The sequence below is a fragment of the Bacillus sp. FSL R5-0397 genome (assembly GCF_038593395.1).
Taxonomy (GTDB): domain Bacteria; phylum Bacillota; class Bacilli; order Bacillales; family Bacillaceae; genus Bacillus; species Bacillus altitudinis.
In genome coordinates, this window is the sequence record NZ_CP151992.1 from 74,640 (window position 1) to 92,752 (window position 18,113).

An 18,113-nucleotide genomic window follows, 5' to 3' on the forward strand; every position below is an offset into this window, starting at 1 on the left:
TTCGCTATAATGCAAGCAACGAATATCAGGTGGGGGATGAAAAGATGGAAAAACTAGAAAGAAGAACTGATTTAACGGGAGCCGGGTTTGAAAGAATCAGTGCAGGGTTAAAAAAGATGAAAAACCTGTTTCTTCATCATACGCATTCTCTTTTTTTCTATAAAGGGTTTATTTATGTTGTTCTGGGCTTTTTATTGGGACGAGCCTTTATCTTATCTGAAATTATGCCGTTTGCATTGCCTTTCTTTGGGTCCATGCTGCTCATTAAAAGGGATAAAGCAATGCTTGCTTGTCTTGCTTTACTCGCTGGAGCGATGACGATATCACCTCAAAATGCATTATTCGTGTTTGCGTCATTGATCGTATTCCTCCTCATGTCAAAGGTCGTTTCATTTATCATCAAAGACCCAGTGAAAACATTACCGGTTGTGATTGTGCTCTCAATGCTGATGACCAGGGGAACTTTTGTTTACCTCGAGCAGGGTGCGGTTCAAAGCTATGACTATGTGATGGCGGGGGTTGAAGCTGGACTTGCCTTCATTTTGACACTGATTTTTCTTCAAAGTTTGCCGATTTTTACAGTCAGGAAAATCAAACACTCTTTAAAGGTTGAAGAAATTATTTGCTTTATGATATTAATCGCTTCAGTTTTAACAGGTCTGGCTGGGATCACATTTCAAGGAATGCAGGCAGAGCATATTTTGTCACGATATGTAGTGTTGAGCTTTGCCTTTATTGGAGGAGCGAGTATTGGTTGTACAGTGGGTGTTGTAACTGGATTAATTCTTGGTCTCGCCAACATCGGCAACCTTTATCAGATGAGTCTGCTTGCCTTTTCGGGCTTATTAGGCGGATTACTAAAAGAGGGGAAAAAAGCAGGAGCCGCCATCGGCTTGATTGTGGGTTCTTTACTAATCTCCCTCTACGGTGAAGGGTCAGCAGGGCTGATGACAACGCTATATGAATCACTCATCGCAGTTGCACTGTTTTTGCTCACGCCACAGTCAGTAACGTCCAAGGTGGCAAAATATATTCCTGGTACGGTAGAGCATGTACAGGAACAGCAGCAATATGCCAGAAAAGTACGAGACGTGACAGCAAAAAAGGTAGATCAATTCTCTAATGTATTTCATGCGCTGTCTGAGAGTTTTGCGACATTTTACGAATCCATTCCTGAGGAGAAGAAGCAGGAAGAGGATGTAGATCTTTTTTTAAGTACGATCACAGAACGTTCCTGTCAAACGTGCTATAAGAAAAATAAATGCTGGGTGCAGAACTTTGATACAACCTATGAACTCATGAAACAAGTTATGCATGAATCTGATGAAAAAACGTACGAGCATAACCGGAAGTTGAAAAAGAAATTCAGTCAGCACTGCTCAAAATCAAAGCATGTAGAAGAATTGATTGAAGAGGAGATAGCTTACTATAAAGCAAATCAGACCTTAAAGAAAAAGGTCCAAGACAGCAGGCGCCTTGTGGCCGAACAACTGATGGGTGTTTCGCAAGTCATGGAGGATTTTTCCCGGGAAATAAAACGAGAAAGAGAGCAGCATTTTATTCAGGAAGAGCAGATGATAGAAGCACTTCAGAACTTTGGAATTGAAATTCAGCAAGTTGAAATTTATAGCTTAGAACAGGGAAATGTTGATATAGAGATGAGAATTCCCTATTGCCAAGGTCATGGGGAATGCGAAAAAATCATCGCTCCAATGCTCTCGGATATTTTAGAAGAACAAGTTTTAGTCAAAGCAGAGCAGTGTGCGGAGCATCCAACAGGTTATTGTCATGTTGTATTCGGTTCTGCAAAATCGTATCGAGTGTCTACAGGTGTAGCACATGCAGCGAAAGGCGGAGGATTAGTATCTGGAGACAGCTACAGCATGATGGAGCTGGGTGCAGGTAAATATGCCGCAGCTATTAGTGATGGGATGGGAAATGGAGCAAGAGCCCATTTTGAAAGCAATGAAACGATCAAGCTGTTAGAAAAAATCTTGGCGTCTGGTATTGATGAAAAAGTAGCGATTAAAACGATTAATAGCATTTTATCTTTACGGACAACAGATGAAGTCTATTCCACATTAGACTTATCCATCATTGATTTACAGGATGCGAGCTGTAAGTTCCTCAAGATTGGCTCCACTCCAAGTTTTATTAAACGTGGTGATCAAGTGATGAAGGTACAGGCCAGCAACTTGCCTATTGGCATTATTGATGAATTTGAAGTAGAAGTGGTGAGTGAACAGATGAAGGCAGGAGATCTCCTTATCATGATGAGCGACGGTATCTTTGAAGGACCAAAGCATATCGAAAATCATGATTTGTGGGTCAAACGAAAAATGAAGAGCTTTAAAACAGAAGATCCGCAAGAGATTGCTGATTTATTAATGGAGGAGGTCATTCGCACAAGAGCAGGTCAAATCGATGACGATATGACGGTTGTCGTCATTAGGCTCGACCACAATACACCAAAATGGGCATCCATTCCGACAGGTACATTCTATCTCCAGAAACAAGAGATTTCTTGAAATATCGTATAATATGAATTTCTTCTGGCGATGATGGGGATATAAGCATTCAGTTACAATCCCAGGAGGAATGAAGATGCGAAAAGGTCACGTAAACCAAATCTTACTGATTACAGATGGCTGCTCAAATCATGGGGAAGACCCACTTGCGATTGCCGCATTGGCAAAGGAGCAAGGGATCACAGTCAATGTCATTGGCATTATGGAAGAGAACAGACACGATCATGAAGCGATGAAAGAAGTAGAGGGGATTGCTCTAGCAGGCGGAGGCATTCATCAGGTTGTCTACGTTCAGCAATTGTCTCAAACCGTACAAATGGTTACAAAAAAGGCGATGACGCAAACGTTACAAGGTGTTGTGAATAAAGAATTGCAGCAAATTCTTGGCAAAGATACTGAAATTGAAGAACTTCCCCCAGATAAGCGTGGAGAAGTGATGGAAGTTGTGGACGAGCTCGGTGAGACGGTTCATCTTCAAGTGCTTGTGCTTGTGGATACGAGTGCAAGTATGAAACCGAAGTTGCCAACGGTCAAAGAAGCACTCATCGATCTCTCTATTAGTCTAAATTCGAGAATTGGTGAAAATCAGTTTGGGATGTGTGTATTTCCCGGGAAAAACTCAGATGCAGAAATTGTGTTGAACTGGACGCCACGGTTCGATTCGTTATCATCGATTTTCCCGAAGCTGACAACAGGAGGAATTACACCGACAGGACCAGCAATTCGAGAAGCACTCCAGCATTTCAAATCAGTTCGATCACGAAAAGGGCTGCTTGAAGCGAAGGAAGAACATGATGAATTCGGCTTCTAACATCCCATTAGGTACAATGATAAAGGGAAAGTGGCATCACCAACATTACCGCATTGTAAAAGAGCTGGGAAAAGGGGCGAACGGTGTGGTTTATCTGGCCGAATCGCTAAAGGGACAAGTGGCCCTTAAAGTGAGTGATGACAGTATGCTCATTGCATCTGAAGTCAATGTATTAAAATCCTTTTCAAAGGCTCCTGTGAAAACCATGGGGCCTTCTTTTTATGATATGGATGATGCTCTTTATCCTGGAATGTCAGAGAAACGGTCGTTTTATGTCATGGAGTATGTCAGAGGGCCATTGCTGCTTGAATTTGTGAAACAAAAAGGCGATGAATGGATCGTCGTTCTCATGATTCAACTGTTGTCTAACCTTGCTCACTTACATAAGGAAGGCTGGATCTTCGGTGACTTGAAGCCTGATAATCTCATCGTTTCAGGACCCCCAGCTACGATTCGTTGTATTGATGTTGGAGGAACAACGAAGGCAGGAAGGGCGATTAAGGAATACACCGAGTTTTTTGACCGCGGCTACTGGGGCTTCGGTACAAGAAAAGCAGAACCTTCTTATGATCTATTTGCCTTAAGTATGGTCATGGTGAACTGTGCCTATAAAAAAGAATTTAAAAAAGGGGCAGAACCAGAAAAGCAGCTTTATCGAGCGATTGAAGGACATCCTTTATTAAAGCGATATGAGAGGGTGTTAAAAGCGGCTCTCCAAGGCAAATATCAATCAGCGGCAGACATGAAAAGCGCGATGTTGAAAGAAGGACAATTGCTTGCTTCAAGAAAATCACGACAGAAGAAGCCATCACAGCAAAATAGGCAAAAGCCAGCTGTTCCCCAACATCAACAGGCCGCACCTTCACGATCAAGAGTTGCTGCTGCGAAAAGAACATCAGTACGCAAAAAATCAGGCGGGCTTTTTGAAACCATTCTCATCTTATGCAGTGTGCTCGCTCTTTACTGTGCCTATGTGGTTTTATTCCTATTATAGAGCTGTAAAAAAGCAGGCTTCTTCTTTGCTTGGAGCTAATGAAAGTGATAGGATATGTATATCTTTAAATTACCTGCTCTTTGTGAGGAGGAAGTTGTGAATAGAATTGAATCTTTTTTGAAAAAACATGATGTTTTCCTTGAAAATACGACAGTCATTGTCGGGGTTTCTGGCGGACCAGATTCTATGCTCTTGCTGCATGAACTAAACAAACGTCGAAAAGGTTCCTTTCAGCTGATTGCAGCCCATGTAGATCACATGTTCAGAGGAGAAGAATCCTTTGCTGATTTGGCATTTGTTGAAGCGTACTGTAAAGAGCATGAGATCCTTTTTGAATCGGCTCGTATACAGGTCACCCAATATGCAAAAGAAAACCGCTTAAACAAACAGGCAGCTGCAAGAGAGTGCAGATATGCTTTCTTTCGTCAATTGATGGAACAGTACAACGCTCAATTTATAGCGCTTGCACATCATGGAGACGATCAAGTAGAAACAATGGTGATGAGGCTGACAAGAGGGACTGTTGGAATAGGACTCGCAGGTATGCAAGCAAAGCGCCCTTTTCAAGAAGGGTGGCTGATTCGTCCGCTGATTGGATATTCTAAGGATGATGTACTCACTGCTTGCGAAAAAGAACAAGTTCCTTATGTCATTGATCAAAGCAATCACACCGATGACTACTTGAGAAACCGGATCAGAAGACACGTTCTTCCCGTGTTAAAAGAAGAGGCACCTCATGTGCATGAAAGCTTTCAGTTTGTAAGTGACATGCTGACTGAGGATGAGCAGTACTTGCAGGCATTAACAAAGGATCAAATGCATCAAGTCATTACGAATCAAACGCCTAAGCAAATTGAGATCAAAACGAAGCCTTTGCTTGACCTGCCTTTGCCTTTACAAAGAAGAGGCATTCAACTAATATTAAACTATCTTTATGAAAACACTCAATCAGCGTTTTCAAACCAGCATATTCTAGGGACTTTGGACTGGTTATCTCATACTGATCAACCGTCTGGATCATTAGATTTGCCAAAAGGTTTACAAGCTGTCAAATCTTATGATCACTGTATGTTTACCTTTGAACGATCGCTTGTCATAGATCAGTCATATACTCATCATTTAAGAGGTGAGCTTGGCGAGGAACTTTTTCTCCCGAATGGACAGTCTATCTTGGTATCAAATCATGTTCCGGAGGATGCACGGAACGGAAACCATTTTTTCTTGCTTCAAAAAGATCATGTTCGTCTTCCTTTGATCATTCGCTCACGAAAAAACGGTGATCGAATCAAACTTAAAGGGATGAATGGATCAAAAAAGGTGAAAGATATATTTATTGATAAAAAAGTGCCTCTTGCAGAAAGAGACAGCTGGCCGATCGTCACTGACTCGGATCATCAAATCATCTGGATCCCAGGTCTGAAAAAATCCGTTTTTGAAGAAATTGATATGACAAACAGCGATCTCATTGTATTACAATATAGACAGCACGAAAATTTGTAGGGGGCAAGCAAAAGCATGAAACAAGATATTGAAAAGATTTTGATCTCAGAAGAAGAGATCCAGCTAAAAGTGAAGGAACTGGGTGCAACATTAACCAGCGATTATGATGGTAAATTTCCCCTGGCTATTGGTGTTTTGAAAGGGGCTCTTCCATTCATGGCAGACCTGATCAAACACATTGATACATATTTAGAGCTTGATTTTATGGATGTATCTAGCTACGGAAAGTCTACCGTATCTTCTGGAGAAGTGAAGATCATCAAAGATCTAGATACTTCTGTTGAAGGAAGAGATATTCTAATTATGGAAGATATCATCGACAGTGGGTTAACTTTGAGTTATCTGGTAGAGCTTTTCCGATACCGTAAAGCAAACTCCATTAAAATTGTGACATTGCTTGATAAACCAAGCGGCCGCAAAGCAGACATCAAAGCAGATTATGTTGGGTTTGAAGTACCAGATGCATTTGTTGTTGGCTATGGATTGGATTTTGCCGAACGTTACCGAAACCTCCCGTATATTGGAGTGTTAAAACCATCTGTTTACGAAGGCTAATGAGCACACGTTTACATGAGGTTATTGGTTGTGTTGGAATGATTTTCTATGATACTATTGAACATAGTTGTGCTTACTGTGGGAGGAGGTAAGGAATGAATCGGGTTTTTCGTAATACGATTTTTTATATACTTATTTTATTACTTGTGATAGGGGTTGTCAGTTGGTTAGGATCCCCTAATCAAAAGCCTGAGAACATGTCTTACAGCAAATTTTCGCAAAATTTAAGTGCGGGAAAAGTGGAGAGTATCTCCATCCAGCCTGTAAGAGGGGTTTATGAAATTCGTGGTCAATTAGATGGTGCGAAGAAAGATGAATACTTCATTACCCATGTTCCAGATGGTCAAGGTGTTGACCAGATTTACAGTGCACTGAAGAATACAGATGTAAAAGTAGAACCAGCACCTGAAACAAATGGATGGCTGCAAGTTCTGACAACCATCATTCCATTCATCATCATCTTTATCCTGTTCTTCTTCTTATTGAACCAAGCTCAAGGCGGTGGAAGCCGTGTCATGAACTTTGGTAAGAGTAAGGCAAAGCTTTACACAGAAGAGAAGAAACGTGTGAAATTTAAAGATGTTGCCGGTGCGGATGAAGAAAAACAAGAGCTCGTAGAAGTGGTTGAATTCTTAAAAGATCCACGTAAATTTGCGGAGCTTGGCGCAAGAATCCCTAAAGGGGTTTTACTAGTAGGACCTCCAGGTACAGGTAAAACATTGCTTGCGAGAGCATCTGCAGGAGAAGCAGGCGTTCCTTTCTTCAGCATCAGTGGTTCTGACTTCGTCGAGATGTTCGTCGGTGTCGGTGCATCACGTGTACGTGATTTGTTTGAAAATGCGAAAAAGAATGCACCTTGCTTAATCTTTATTGATGAGATTGATGCAGTGGGTCGTCAGCGTGGAGCAGGTCTTGGCGGTGGTCATGATGAGCGTGAACAAACGCTTAACCAGCTTCTTGTTGAAATGGATGGTTTTAGTGCCAACGAAGGGATTATCATCATTGCTGCAACGAACCGTGCAGATATCCTAGATCCTGCATTGCTACGTCCGGGACGTTTTGACCGTCAAATTACGGTTGACCGCCCAGATGTCATTGGTCGTGAAGAAGTACTGAAGGTTCATGCGAAAAACAAACCGCTTGATGATACAGTCAACTTGAAAGCCATTGCAAGCAGAACACCAGGGTTCTCTGGGGCAGATCTTGAGAACTTACTAAACGAAGCAGCACTTGTTGCTGCCCGTCAAAACAAAAAGAAAATTGATATGCGTGATATCGACGAAGCAACTGACCGTGTCATTGCTGGACCGGCTAAGAAAAGCCGTGTCATTTCGAAGAAAGAACGTAATATCGTGGCGTACCATGAAGCAGGTCATACCGTCATTGGGCTTATCCTAGACGAAGCGGATATGGTGCATAAAGTAACGATCGTTCCTCGTGGTCAGGCAGGCGGATATGCGGTCATGCTTCCAAGAGAAGACCGTTATTTCCAAACGAAGCCAGAGCTTCTTGATAAAATCGTCGGCTTGCTCGGCGGCCGTGTTGCAGAGGAAATTACGTTTGGTGAAGTAAGTACAGGCGCACACAACGACTTCCAGCGTGCAACAGGCATTGCAAGAAGAATGGTCACAGAGTTCGGTATGTCTGATAAACTTGGTCCTCTACAATTCGGTCAAGCACAAGGAGGTCAAGTATTCCTTGGCCGTGATTTCAACAACGAGCCGAATTATAGTGAAGCGATCGCTTATGAAATTGACCAAGAAGTTCAGCGCTTCATCAAAGAAAGCTACGAACGTGCGAAACAAATTCTCACTGAGAATAAAGATAAGCTAGAAATCATCGCACAAGCTCTTCTAGAAGTGGAAACATTAGATGCTGAACAAATTAAATCTCTTTACGAAACTGGAAAGCTTCCAGAGCGTGTATACGCAGATGACGAAGAGAAAAACGATGATGTGAAAGTGAACATCAAGAAAAAAGAAGAAGACGAGGAGATCTAATCTCCTTCTATAAAAAGCTGTCGGGCTCACCGGCAGCTTTTTTTATTTCGATTCATGAATGGATCGGTTTCGAATTGTTTACAAATGGAACTCAATTCGTGTATGGTATGATAGAAAGTCGAAAAATGCTCTTTTTGAGACACTATTCAAAGTGGTGATGAAGTTGTTACTCGTGATAGATGTAGGAAACACAAATACCGTTTTAGGTGTTTATCATAATGGCGATTTGAACTACCATTGGCGGATTGAAACAAGCCGTCATAAAACAGAAGATGAATTTGGTATGGCAATCCGATCCTTATTTGACTATGTAGGGCTGATGTTTGACCAGATAGAAGGGATTATCATTTCTTCTGTTGTCCCGCCAATGATGTTTGCTCTGGAAAGAATGTGCGAAAAGTATTTTCACATTACTCCTCAAATCGTTGGGCCTGGCATGAAGACTGGATTAAACATTATGTGTGACAATCCAAAGGAAGTCGGCGCTGATCGAATTGTGAACGCAGTGGCGGCCATTCACCTGTATGGGGCACCTCTCATTGTGGTAGACTTTGGAACAGCCACAACCTACTGCTATATCAATGAACAAAAACAATACATGGGTGGGGCGATTGCACCTGGTATTACCATCTCAACAGAGGCTTTATATACAAGAGCGGCTAAGCTGCCAAGAATTGAAATTGTCCGTCCAGATCACATTGTTGGAAAAAATACCATCAGTGCGATGCAATCCGGCATCCTTTATGGATATGTTGGGCAAGTCGAGGGCATAGTGAAACGGATGAAGCAGCAAGCCAAACAAACACCGAAAGTCATTGCAACAGGCGGTTTGTCTACATTGATTGGAAATGAATCAGACTGTATTGATATTGTCGATCCGTTCCTCACATTAAAAGGACTTCAATTAATTTATGAACGCAATCGTGTCGGTGTATTATAGGAGGGTTTAATCAAAATGGATTATTTAGTTAAAGCGTTAGCATATGACGGGAAAGTCCGTGCGTATGCTGCGAACACAACAGATACAATCAACGAAGCGCAGAGAAGACACCATACGTGGCCAACTGCTTCAGCTGCTATCGGCAGAACCATGACAGCGACTGTCATGATGGGAGCCATGCTGAAAGGCGAGAATAAATTAACTGTCAAAATTGAAGGCGGTGGGCCGATCGGAGCCATCATTGCGGATGGAAACGCAAAAGGTCAGGTGCGCGGATATGTCTCAAACCCACAAGTTCACTTTGATTTAAATGAACATGGGAAGCTGGACGTTAGACGTGCTGTTGGAACATCTGGAACGTTAAGTGTTGTCAAAGATATCGGACTGAAAGACCACTTTACAGGGCAAACGGAAATTGTCTCAGGTGAAATTGGAGATGACTTTACTTATTACCTGGTCTCCTCTGAACAAGTGCCATCCTCTGTAGGTGTGGGTGTTCTTGTCAATCCAGACAACTCGATCCTTGCAGCAGGCGGTTTCATCATTCAATTGCTGCCTGGAACAGAAGATGCAGTCATCGAAAGACTCGAAAAGAGATTATCAACCATTGAACCGATCTCTAAACTGATTGAAAAAGGGATGACTCCTGAAGAAATTTTAGAAGAAGTGCTCGGTGAAAAACCTCAAATCTTAGAAACTGTACCTGTCGAATTTTCTTGTAACTGCTCAAAAGAACGGTTTGCCAACGGTATTATCAGCCTAGGGAAAGCCGAAATTGAGGATATGATTGAACAAGACGGACAAGCAGAAGCTCAATGCCATTTTTGTAACGAAACGTATGTATTTACAAAAGAAGAGCTAGAAGAGCTACGTGAAGAAATAACCCGCTAAGCTCTAAGCAGCGGGTTTTCTTTTTAGAATGGAAAGGAGACGAAAGATGAGACTGAAAGCAAGAGTGGTATGGACATTTATCCTCGTTCTGCTCATGATTAATGCCGTTGTCATTGCATATGTATTAACAAAGTCACAAATGTCGCAGGCTTCTTCAAATGGGAAGAGCGGTGAAGAAATTGCTTCTATTGGGAAAGAGAAAGTCACACGTCAAGAATGGTTAAAGAAAATGGAAGACCGCTACGGAAAGGCAACACTTGAACAAATGATTAATCAGAAGGTAGTCAATCAGCTTGCGAAAGAAAACAAGCTGGAGGTATCTTCAAAAGAGATCAATCGTGAGCTGCTGATGCTGAAAGCGGTATCTAATAATTTCTACGAAGACGGTCATACAAGTGAAAAGGAATGGAAAGAGCAGATTCGTTATCAAATTTTATTAGAACAGCTTCTAACGAGAGATGCGGTCGTTTCTGAAAAAGAAGCCAAATCCTTTTATGAAAAAAACAAAGACTTGTATCAATATGATGACTCATACCGAATTCGCCACATTGTTGTGAAAACAAAAGACGAGGCACAAAGTGTATTAAAAGATTTAAAGGGCGGATCTAGTTTCGAAGCTGTAGCAGCTGAACGATCCACCGATCGATATACCTCTCCTTACGGCGGAGATCTTGGATTTGTCACAGAAGAGCAAGAAAGCATTCCAGCCCTATACATACAGGAAGCCCAAAAGCTTCAGCCAGATGAATGGACGAAAGAGCCGATCGAGATCAAAAACGGTTATGCCATCATACAATTAAAAGAAAAATTAAATGGCCGCTCCTTCTCTTATGAAGAAGTCAAAGATCAGATCAAAAGACAGATCGCCATGGAAGATCTGGGTGAAAAGGCGAATGTCAAAACCCTGTGGAAAGAAGCAAAAGTCACATGGTTTTACGATGGAGAGCAGGACTAAAAGCATTGACAAAATTTTTCGAAATTGATAATTTAATATTAATACAATAAAATTACTCGGAGATAGAGGTGTTAGTGATGGCTCGTATTGCAAATTCAGTTTTTGAACTAATAGGAAATACACCAGTCGTTAAATTAAACCGTTTAGTAGATGAAGACAGTGCGGATGTCTACTTGAAACTTGAATATATGAACCCAGGCAGCAGTGTAAAAGATCGTATTGCGTTAGCTATGATCGAAGATGCTGAAGCAAAAGGTACATTAAAAGCTGGTGACACACTCATTGAGCCAACAAGCGGAAACACAGGAATCGGTCTTGCGATGGTCGCGGCTGCAAAAGGAATTAATGCGATTTTAGTTATGCCGGATACAATGAGTCAGGAGCGCCGCAACCTTTTACGCGCTTACGGTGCAGAACTTGTATTAACACCGGGTGCAGAAGGAATGAAAGGTGCCATCAAAAAAGCAGAAGAATTAGCAGAAGAGCACGGATACTTCATGCCTCAGCAGTTCAGCAATGAAGCCAATGCTGAGATTCACCGCCGCACAACAGGGAAAGAGATTCTTGAACAGTTTGACGGCGACCTTGATGCATTTATTGCAGGAGTTGGTACGGGTGGTACGATTACAGGTGCTGGTGAAGTCCTGAAAGAAGCCATTCCATCTATTCAGCTTTATGCGGTAGAACCAACAGATTCTCCTGTACTATCAGGCGGTAAACCAGGTCCGCATAAAATTCAAGGCATCGGAGCAGGCTTTGTTCCATCTATCTTGAACACAGAAGTATATGACGGCATTATCCAAGTGAAAAACGAAGATGCATTTGAACTTGCAAGAAAGGCAGCGAAAGAAGAAGGAATCCTTGGTGGTATATCTTCAGGAGCAGCCATTTATGCAGCGCTACAAACAGCGAAGAAGCTTGGTAAAGGGAAAAAGGTTCTAGCGATTATTCCAAGTAACGGTGAACGTTACCTTAGTACGCCGCTTTATCAATTTGATTAAACAATACACCCCAGCATTTGCTGGGGTTTTTTCATGAATTCTGAAGATGGAAAGCAAATACTATTTTCTAATTAAAATGGATTGCATTACAATAAGATTAATGAAAATAAAAAAAGGATGATTACATGACACAACGTAGGCCGATGGGCATCAAAATTCCTTTTACGAAAGATGCATTCTTGAAACGATACGAACAATTAACGGCTCATGAATCACATCACGTCCTTCTTGAAAGTGCACGTGGCGGAGAATACAGTATTGCCGGCATTCATCCGATCGCTAAAGCGAAAGGGAAGGACGGGATGACCACCATCCATTATCAGAATGAGGTGTTGTTCAAAGAGGGAGATCCTTTTAGGGCGTTTGCTGATTGGTTTCAAACCCTACAAACCGAAACGAACGACGAATACCCTGACTTCCAAGGTGGAGCGATTGGATTTTTAAGCTATGATTACGCAAGATATATCGAGCATTTTAAAATGCTGTCCATCGATGATTTGAAGACGCCTGATTTGTATTTCCTCGTATTCAATGATGTCGCTGTCTTTGATCATAATAAAGACGTCCTCTGGCTGATGACTCATACAGAAGGAGACGAACCTGTCAGTGAAGTTCATCAAAGACTCGAAGAATTAAAGCACAGCTGGACAAGCACATCAGAAGAATCAGCACATTCACCTGTCAATGTGTCTTCTTCGGAATGTGTACCTGCTGCACCTTTTACTGAAGAAGCTTTCGGGGAAGCTGTAGAAACGATTAAACAATATATCGCGAACGGTGACGTGTTCCAAGTGAACCTATCGATTAGACAAGATGAACAGCTTCATACCCACCCATATCATTTATACAAAACATTACGTCACGTGAATCCATCTCCATATATGTCATATCTGCACACGCCAGATTTCCAAATTGTCTGTGGATCTCCAGAACTGCTTATTAAGAAAAAAGGCATTCAGCTCGAAACAAGACCGATCGCTGGCACAAGATCAAGAGGCAAGGATGATGCGGAAGATCAAGCGCTGGCAAAAGAACTCATTGAAGATGAAAAAGAACGCGCAGAACATGTGATGCTCGTTGATCTTGAGCGGAATGATCTTGGACGAGTGTCTACTTATGGCTCAGTCAAGGTGAACGAGTTTATGGCCATTGAGAAATATTCACACGTGATGCACATTGTATCAAATGTCCAAGGGGAGCTACGTGATGATTGTGATGCAGTAGATGTCATGAGAGCTGTATTCCCAGGCGGCACGATTACAGGTGCGCCAAAAGTGAGAACAATGGAAATCATAGAAGAGCTTGAGCCGACAAGGCGTGGGCTTTATACTGGATCTATAGGCTGGTTTGGATTCAATCAAGATATGCATTTTAATATCGTCATTCGCACGGCTTATTGTACAGGGGGCAGAGCCTTCATGCAGTCAGGTGCAGGCATTGTCATCGATTCTGTACCAAAGCACGAATACAAAGAATCGATTAAAAAAGCCTATGCAGTGAAAAAAGCATTACAGTTGAGCAAAGAAGAGACTATTTTGAGTTAGAGGTGAGCAGAGTATGATATTAATGATTGATAATTACGATTCATTTACGTACAACCTGGTACAGTATTTAGGTGAGCTTGGGGAAGAACTGATTGTAAAACGAAACGATCAAGTCACTATTCAAGAAATCGAAGAGCTCAAGCCAGACTTTCTGATGATTTCTCCAGGACCTTGCAGTCCGGATGAAGCAGGAATTAGTATGGAAGCGATCAAACATTTTGCTGGGAAGATTCCGATCTTCGGTGTCTGCTTAGGTCATCAATCCATTGCACAAGTATTTGGTGGAGATGTCATTCGTGCGGAGCGGTTAATGCATGGGAAAACATCAGAGATTGAACACGACGGCAAAGGTGTCTTCACGGGACTCCAAAATCCGCTCGTCGCAACGAGATATCATTCATTAATTGTTAAAGACGAGACGCTACCGGAGTGCTTTGTCAGAACAGCGAGCACAAAGGAAGGCGAACTCATGGCCATTCGCCATAAAGAACTTCCGATTGAAAGTGTTCAATTCCATCCAGAATCGATTATGACGTCCTTTGGTAAAGAAATGCTCAGAAATTTCATTGAAACCTATCGTAAAAAGGGGAATGAAGTAAACGCATGATCATTTACCTGAACGGTCAGTATATAGAGGAGAAAGACGCGACTCTTTCTCCTTTTGATCATGGTTTTCTATATGGCATCGGTGTATTCGAAACATTTACCTCTCTAGCAGGACAAGTCTTCTTGTTAGACTGGCATCTTGAAAGGCTCAATCAATCATTGCGTGACCTTTGCATCGAATCCACAATAGAGAAACCATTTGTACTCGACATCATTCATACATTATTCAATCAAAACCAAATAACGGACGGTCATGCGAGGATCCGCTTCAATGTTTCTGCGGGCAGAGGCAATGGATTTTCTGCAGACCCTTATGAGGAGCCTGTTGTTTTTGTGATGATCTCCCCATTCCGGCCTGAATCAATAGTAGATGAAAAACAGGGAATCATTCTTGATACAAGAAGAAACACACCGGAAGGTCCAAGACGGCTCAAGTCGCATCATTACATGAACAACCTGCTGGCGAAAAGAGAAGTAGGGAACGATCCGTCTGTAGAAGGGATCTTTTTAACAAAAGAAGACGATGTGGCAGAAGGAATTACGTCAAATCTATTTTGGCGAAAAAAAGATGTGATCTATACACCTTCACTTGATACCGGCATTTTAAACGGGGTTACCCGTCGATATTGTATCGAAACGCTGCAAGCTTCGGGGATCCCACTAATAGAAGGAAGATATCCACTCTCACACTTGCTCTCAGCTGATGAGGCGTGGATGACCAATTCGGTTCAGGGAATTGTGCCTTTTAAAAATATCGGAGACACCGTCCTGCAAAACCACAACCGAACGATTTCGACCAAGCTGAGAACAGAATATACAAAAGAACGTCTAGAACATAAAGAGTAGGTGGACACAATGACACAACAATTGATAAAACAGCCTAAAATCATACAAGCCAAGCACCATACCCTTAGTTATGAAGAGAAGACATTGGTCATGGGCATTTTAAATGTCACACCGGACTCTTTTTCAGATGGAGGAAAATTCAATCAAATTGATAAAGCGCTGGCTCATGCAACGCAACTCATAGAAGATGGGGCGCATATTATTGATATTGGCGGTGAATCGACTCGGCCGGGGGCGGCACTTGTCTCAGAGCAAGAGGAGCTTTCAAGGGTCATTCCTGTCATTGAGAAGATCACAAAAGAATTGGACATACCTATTTCTATTGATACGTATAAAGCCCATGTCGCAGATGAGGCAGTGAAAGCGGGAGCCTCAATCATTAATGATGTATGGGGGGCGAAAGCTGATCCTCAAATGGCGCATGTGGCAGCGAAGCACAACGTGCCAATCATCTTAATGCACAATCGACCAGAGCGGAATTACACCCATCTGATTTCAGATATGATTGCAGATCTGAAAGAAAGTGTTCAAATTGTAAAACAAGCGGGTGTCCGTGATGACATGATTATATTAGACCCTGGTGTAGGATTTGCGAAAAATAAAACTGACAACCTCATGGTCATGAATGAACTTGAACATTTTTGCCACCTAGGGTATCCGCTGCTTCTAGCAACATCCCGCAAACGATTCATCGGTGCAGTTTTAGACCTGCCGCCTGAAGAACGTACTGAAGGAACGGGTGCAACGGTCTGTCTTGGAATTCAAAAGGGCAGCGCGATGGTCCGAGTGCACGATGTAAAAGAAATCGCAAGAATGGCAAAAATGATGGATGCCATGCTGAATAAAGGAGGCGCTTATCATCGATAAAGTATATGTAAACGGAATGGAATTTTACGGCTATCACGGTGTATTTGCAGAAGAGAATAAACTAGGCCAGCGCTTTCGTGTGGACCTAACAGCTTCACTGGATTTAAGTAAGGCAGGACAAACGGATGACCTAAATGAGACCATCAACTATGCTGAGCTCTACAACATCTGCAAAAATATTGTAGAAGGGGACCCAGTGAACCTCGTTGAAACGCTGACAGAAAGAATTGCAAATCAAGTGTTAAAGGACTTTCCGACAGTTCAAGAATGTACAGTAAAAGTAATCAAACCAGATCCGCCAATTCCAGGACACTATCAGTCCGTTGCCATTGAAATGACGAGATCACGCGCATGAACAATACAGCATATATCGCTTTAGGGTCAAACATAGGTAAAAAGGAAACCTATTTAAAAGAAGCTGTCAAAAAACTTCACGAACATCCAGGTGTTCAAGTTGAATCCATTTCATCTATATATGAGACAACACCTGTAGGCTACGAGAATCAGGATGACTTCTTGAACATGGCTGTGAAGATTTCCACCTCGCTTCGTCCTGAAGAACTTCTATCACTGACTCAGAAAATTGAGCAGGAGTTAGGCAGAACAAGAGAAGTGAGGTGGGGTCCACGGACAGCTGACCTTGACATTTTACTTTATAATCGTGAAAATATTGAAACAGAACAACTTGTAGTGCCGCATCCTAGAATGTACGAACGTTTATTCGTTCTTGTTCCGATGAGTGAGATTTGCCCAGAAATCGGCGAAGCCCAGATAAACGCCGTAACAGACCAAGAAGGTGTAAGCATATGGAAAAAGACATGTGGGGTAGAAGAATTCGTGCATACCGAAAGCTAAAAGGGTATACTCAGGAAGGGTTCGCCAAAAGACTGGGCATCTCTGTCTCTGTCTTAGGGGAAATTGAGCGAGGCAATCGATTACCAACAAACCAAATGGTTGGTCAAATAGCAGATGCTTTAAATATAACGGTGGAAGAACTTTCACCAATACTTGAAGAAGAAAGGAGGGGACATGATGTTTAAAATCGGAGATATCGAAATTAAAAACAAAGTAGTGCTCGCACCAATGGCTGGTGTGTGTAACTCTGCTTTCAGACTCACGGTGAAAGAGTTTGGAGCGGGCTTAGTCTGCGCTGAAATGGTCAGTGACAAAGCGATCTTGATTAATAATGCCAGAACGATGGGCATGCTGTACATTGATGAACGTGAAAAACCGTTGAGCCTTCAGATATTTGGGGGAGAAAAGGACACGCTCGTAGAAGCGGCCAAGTTTGTAGACCAGAATACAACGGCGGACATTATTGATATTAATATGGGATGTCCTGTACCAAAGATCACGAAATGTGACGCAGGAGCGAAATGGCTGCTGGATCCAAACAAGATTTACGAAATGGTATCCGCAGTCGTAGAAGCTGTAGATAAACCTGTTACTGTGAAAATGAGAATGGGCTGGGACGAAGACCATATCTTCGCTATCGACAATGCCCGTGCTGTTGAACGAGCAGGTGGACAAGCGGTTGCGCTTCACGGACGGACACGTGTGCAGATGTACGAAGGAACAGCGAATTGGGATATTATAAAAGAGGTCAAACAATCTGTTTCCATTCCAGTCATCGGCAATGGAGATGTCAAAACCCCTCAAGATGCAAAACGTATGCTTGATGAAACAGGTGTGGATGCTGTCATGATCGGAAGAGCCGCACTAGGAAACCCGTGGATGATTTACCGGACGGTTCATTATTTAGAAACGGGTGAACTAAAAGAAGAGCCTAATGTGCGTGAGAAAATGTCTGTGTGCAAACTTCACTTAGACAGACTCATAGACCTGAAAGGCGAGCATGTGGCTGTCAGAGAAATGAGAAAACATGCAGCATGGTACTTAAAAGGTGTCCGGGGCAATGCAGATGTAAGAAACCAAATCAATCAAAGTGAAACGAGAGCGGAGCTTGTAAAAGTTCTAGATGACTTTACGATCGAAGCCGAGGCAAAAGAGCTTCAAAGAATAAAAGTAGGATAAGACTATCTTTCTTTTTGTAGCTCACTGCTAGTGCACGTACT

General features: G+C 42.3%; 18 protein-coding genes. All 18 read left to right on the forward strand.

The window, feature by feature from the left end; translation table 11 throughout:
- The first annotated feature begins 44 nt into the window (after window positions 1-44).
- The 18 genes from spoIIE (at window position 45) to dusB (ending at window position 18,072) form a co-directional block, all read left to right on the forward strand.
- Window positions 45-2,528: a stage II sporulation protein E gene (gene spoIIE, locus NSQ70_RS00405; RefSeq protein WP_025206603.1), complete on the forward strand. Its 2,484-nt coding sequence runs from the start codon at window positions 45-47 to the stop codon at window positions 2,526-2,528.
- A 76-nt stretch (window positions 2,529-2,604) separates the two neighbouring features.
- Window positions 2,605-3,339 (forward strand): VWA domain-containing protein, encoded by a 735-nt coding sequence (locus NSQ70_RS00410; RefSeq protein ID WP_008341829.1) that lies wholly within the window; start codon window positions 2,605-2,607, stop codon window positions 3,337-3,339.
- Complete coding sequence (locus tag NSQ70_RS00415; protein ID WP_327872017.1) at window positions 3,323-4,333, forward strand: protein kinase family protein; 1,011 nt, start codon at window positions 3,323-3,325, stop codon at window positions 4,331-4,333. Before NSQ70_RS00410 ends, NSQ70_RS00415 begins: the two co-directional genes overlap by 17 nt.
- 96 nt (window positions 4,334-4,429) lie before the next feature.
- Window positions 4,430-5,833 (forward strand): tRNA lysidine(34) synthetase TilS, encoded by a 1,404-nt coding sequence (tilS, locus tag NSQ70_RS00420; protein ID WP_039170108.1) that lies wholly within the window; start codon window positions 4,430-4,432, stop codon window positions 5,831-5,833.
- A 15-nt stretch (window positions 5,834-5,848) separates the two neighbouring features.
- A complete protein-coding gene (hpt, locus tag NSQ70_RS00425) occupies window positions 5,849-6,388 on the forward strand; it encodes a hypoxanthine phosphoribosyltransferase (protein WP_007496175.1) in 540 nt (179 codons plus the stop codon).
- 95 nt (window positions 6,389-6,483) lie between these two features.
- The gene (gene ftsH / locus NSQ70_RS00430) at window positions 6,484-8,388 is read left to right on the forward strand and encodes an ATP-dependent zinc metalloprotease FtsH (RefSeq protein ID WP_024719367.1); all 1,905 of its coding nucleotides are present in this window, start codon (window positions 6,484-6,486) and stop codon (window positions 8,386-8,388) included.
- 163 nt (window positions 8,389-8,551) lie between these two features.
- Window positions 8,552-9,328: a type III pantothenate kinase gene (locus NSQ70_RS00435; RefSeq protein ID WP_008341820.1), complete on the forward strand. Its 777-nt coding sequence runs from the start codon at window positions 8,552-8,554 to the stop codon at window positions 9,326-9,328.
- Window positions 9,329-9,343: 15 nt separating this feature from the next.
- Window positions 9,344-10,219: an Hsp33 family molecular chaperone HslO gene (gene hslO / locus NSQ70_RS00440; protein WP_007496169.1), complete on the forward strand. Its 876-nt coding sequence runs from the start codon at window positions 9,344-9,346 to the stop codon at window positions 10,217-10,219.
- A gap of 52 nt (window positions 10,220-10,271) precedes the next feature.
- Window positions 10,272-11,174: a peptidyl-prolyl cis-trans isomerase gene (locus NSQ70_RS00445; protein WP_025206605.1), complete on the forward strand. Its 903-nt coding sequence runs from the start codon at window positions 10,272-10,274 to the stop codon at window positions 11,172-11,174.
- Window positions 11,175-11,251: 77 nt separating this feature from the next.
- The gene (gene cysK, locus NSQ70_RS00450; protein ID WP_008341814.1) at window positions 11,252-12,175 is read left to right on the forward strand and encodes a cysteine synthase A; all 924 of its coding nucleotides are present in this window, start codon (window positions 11,252-11,254) and stop codon (window positions 12,173-12,175) included.
- A 125-nt stretch (window positions 12,176-12,300) separates the two neighbouring features.
- Window positions 12,301-13,719, forward strand: a complete 1,419-nt coding sequence (locus tag NSQ70_RS00455) for an anthranilate synthase component I family protein (RefSeq protein ID WP_249670788.1) — start codon at window positions 12,301-12,303, stop codon at window positions 13,717-13,719.
- A gap of 13 nt (window positions 13,720-13,732) precedes the next feature.
- Window positions 13,733-14,326, forward strand: a complete 594-nt coding sequence (gene pabA / locus NSQ70_RS00460; RefSeq protein ID WP_008341810.1) for an aminodeoxychorismate/anthranilate synthase component II — start codon at window positions 13,733-13,735, stop codon at window positions 14,324-14,326.
- Complete coding sequence (gene pabC / locus NSQ70_RS00465; protein WP_061417642.1) at window positions 14,323-15,171, forward strand: aminodeoxychorismate lyase; 849 nt, start codon at window positions 14,323-14,325, stop codon at window positions 15,169-15,171. Before pabA ends, pabC begins: the two co-directional genes overlap by 4 nt.
- A 9-nt stretch (window positions 15,172-15,180) precedes the next feature.
- Window positions 15,181-16,038, forward strand: a complete 858-nt coding sequence (folP, locus tag NSQ70_RS00470) for a dihydropteroate synthase (protein WP_024719371.1) — start codon at window positions 15,181-15,183, stop codon at window positions 16,036-16,038.
- Window positions 16,031-16,393 carry a dihydroneopterin aldolase gene (gene folB / locus NSQ70_RS00475; protein ID WP_024719372.1) on the forward strand — a complete coding sequence of 121 codons (363 nt, stop codon included), beginning with the start codon at window positions 16,031-16,033 and terminating at the stop codon, window positions 16,391-16,393. Before folP ends, folB begins: the two co-directional genes overlap by 8 nt.
- Window positions 16,390-16,893, forward strand: coding sequence for a 2-amino-4-hydroxy-6-hydroxymethyldihydropteridine diphosphokinase (gene folK / locus NSQ70_RS00480; RefSeq protein WP_135009434.1), 504 nt, complete (start codon window positions 16,390-16,392; stop codon window positions 16,891-16,893). Before folB ends, folK begins: the two co-directional genes overlap by 4 nt.
- A complete protein-coding gene (locus NSQ70_RS00485; RefSeq protein ID WP_008341798.1) occupies window positions 16,845-17,078 on the forward strand; it encodes a helix-turn-helix transcriptional regulator in 234 nt (77 codons plus the stop codon). Before folK ends, NSQ70_RS00485 begins: the two co-directional genes overlap by 49 nt.
- A complete protein-coding gene (gene dusB / locus NSQ70_RS00490) occupies window positions 17,071-18,072 on the forward strand; it encodes a tRNA dihydrouridine synthase DusB (RefSeq protein WP_057078731.1) in 1,002 nt (333 codons plus the stop codon). The genes NSQ70_RS00485 and dusB overlap by 8 nt, the downstream gene beginning before the upstream one ends.
- The last annotated feature ends 41 nt before the right edge of the window (window positions 18,073-18,113 follow it).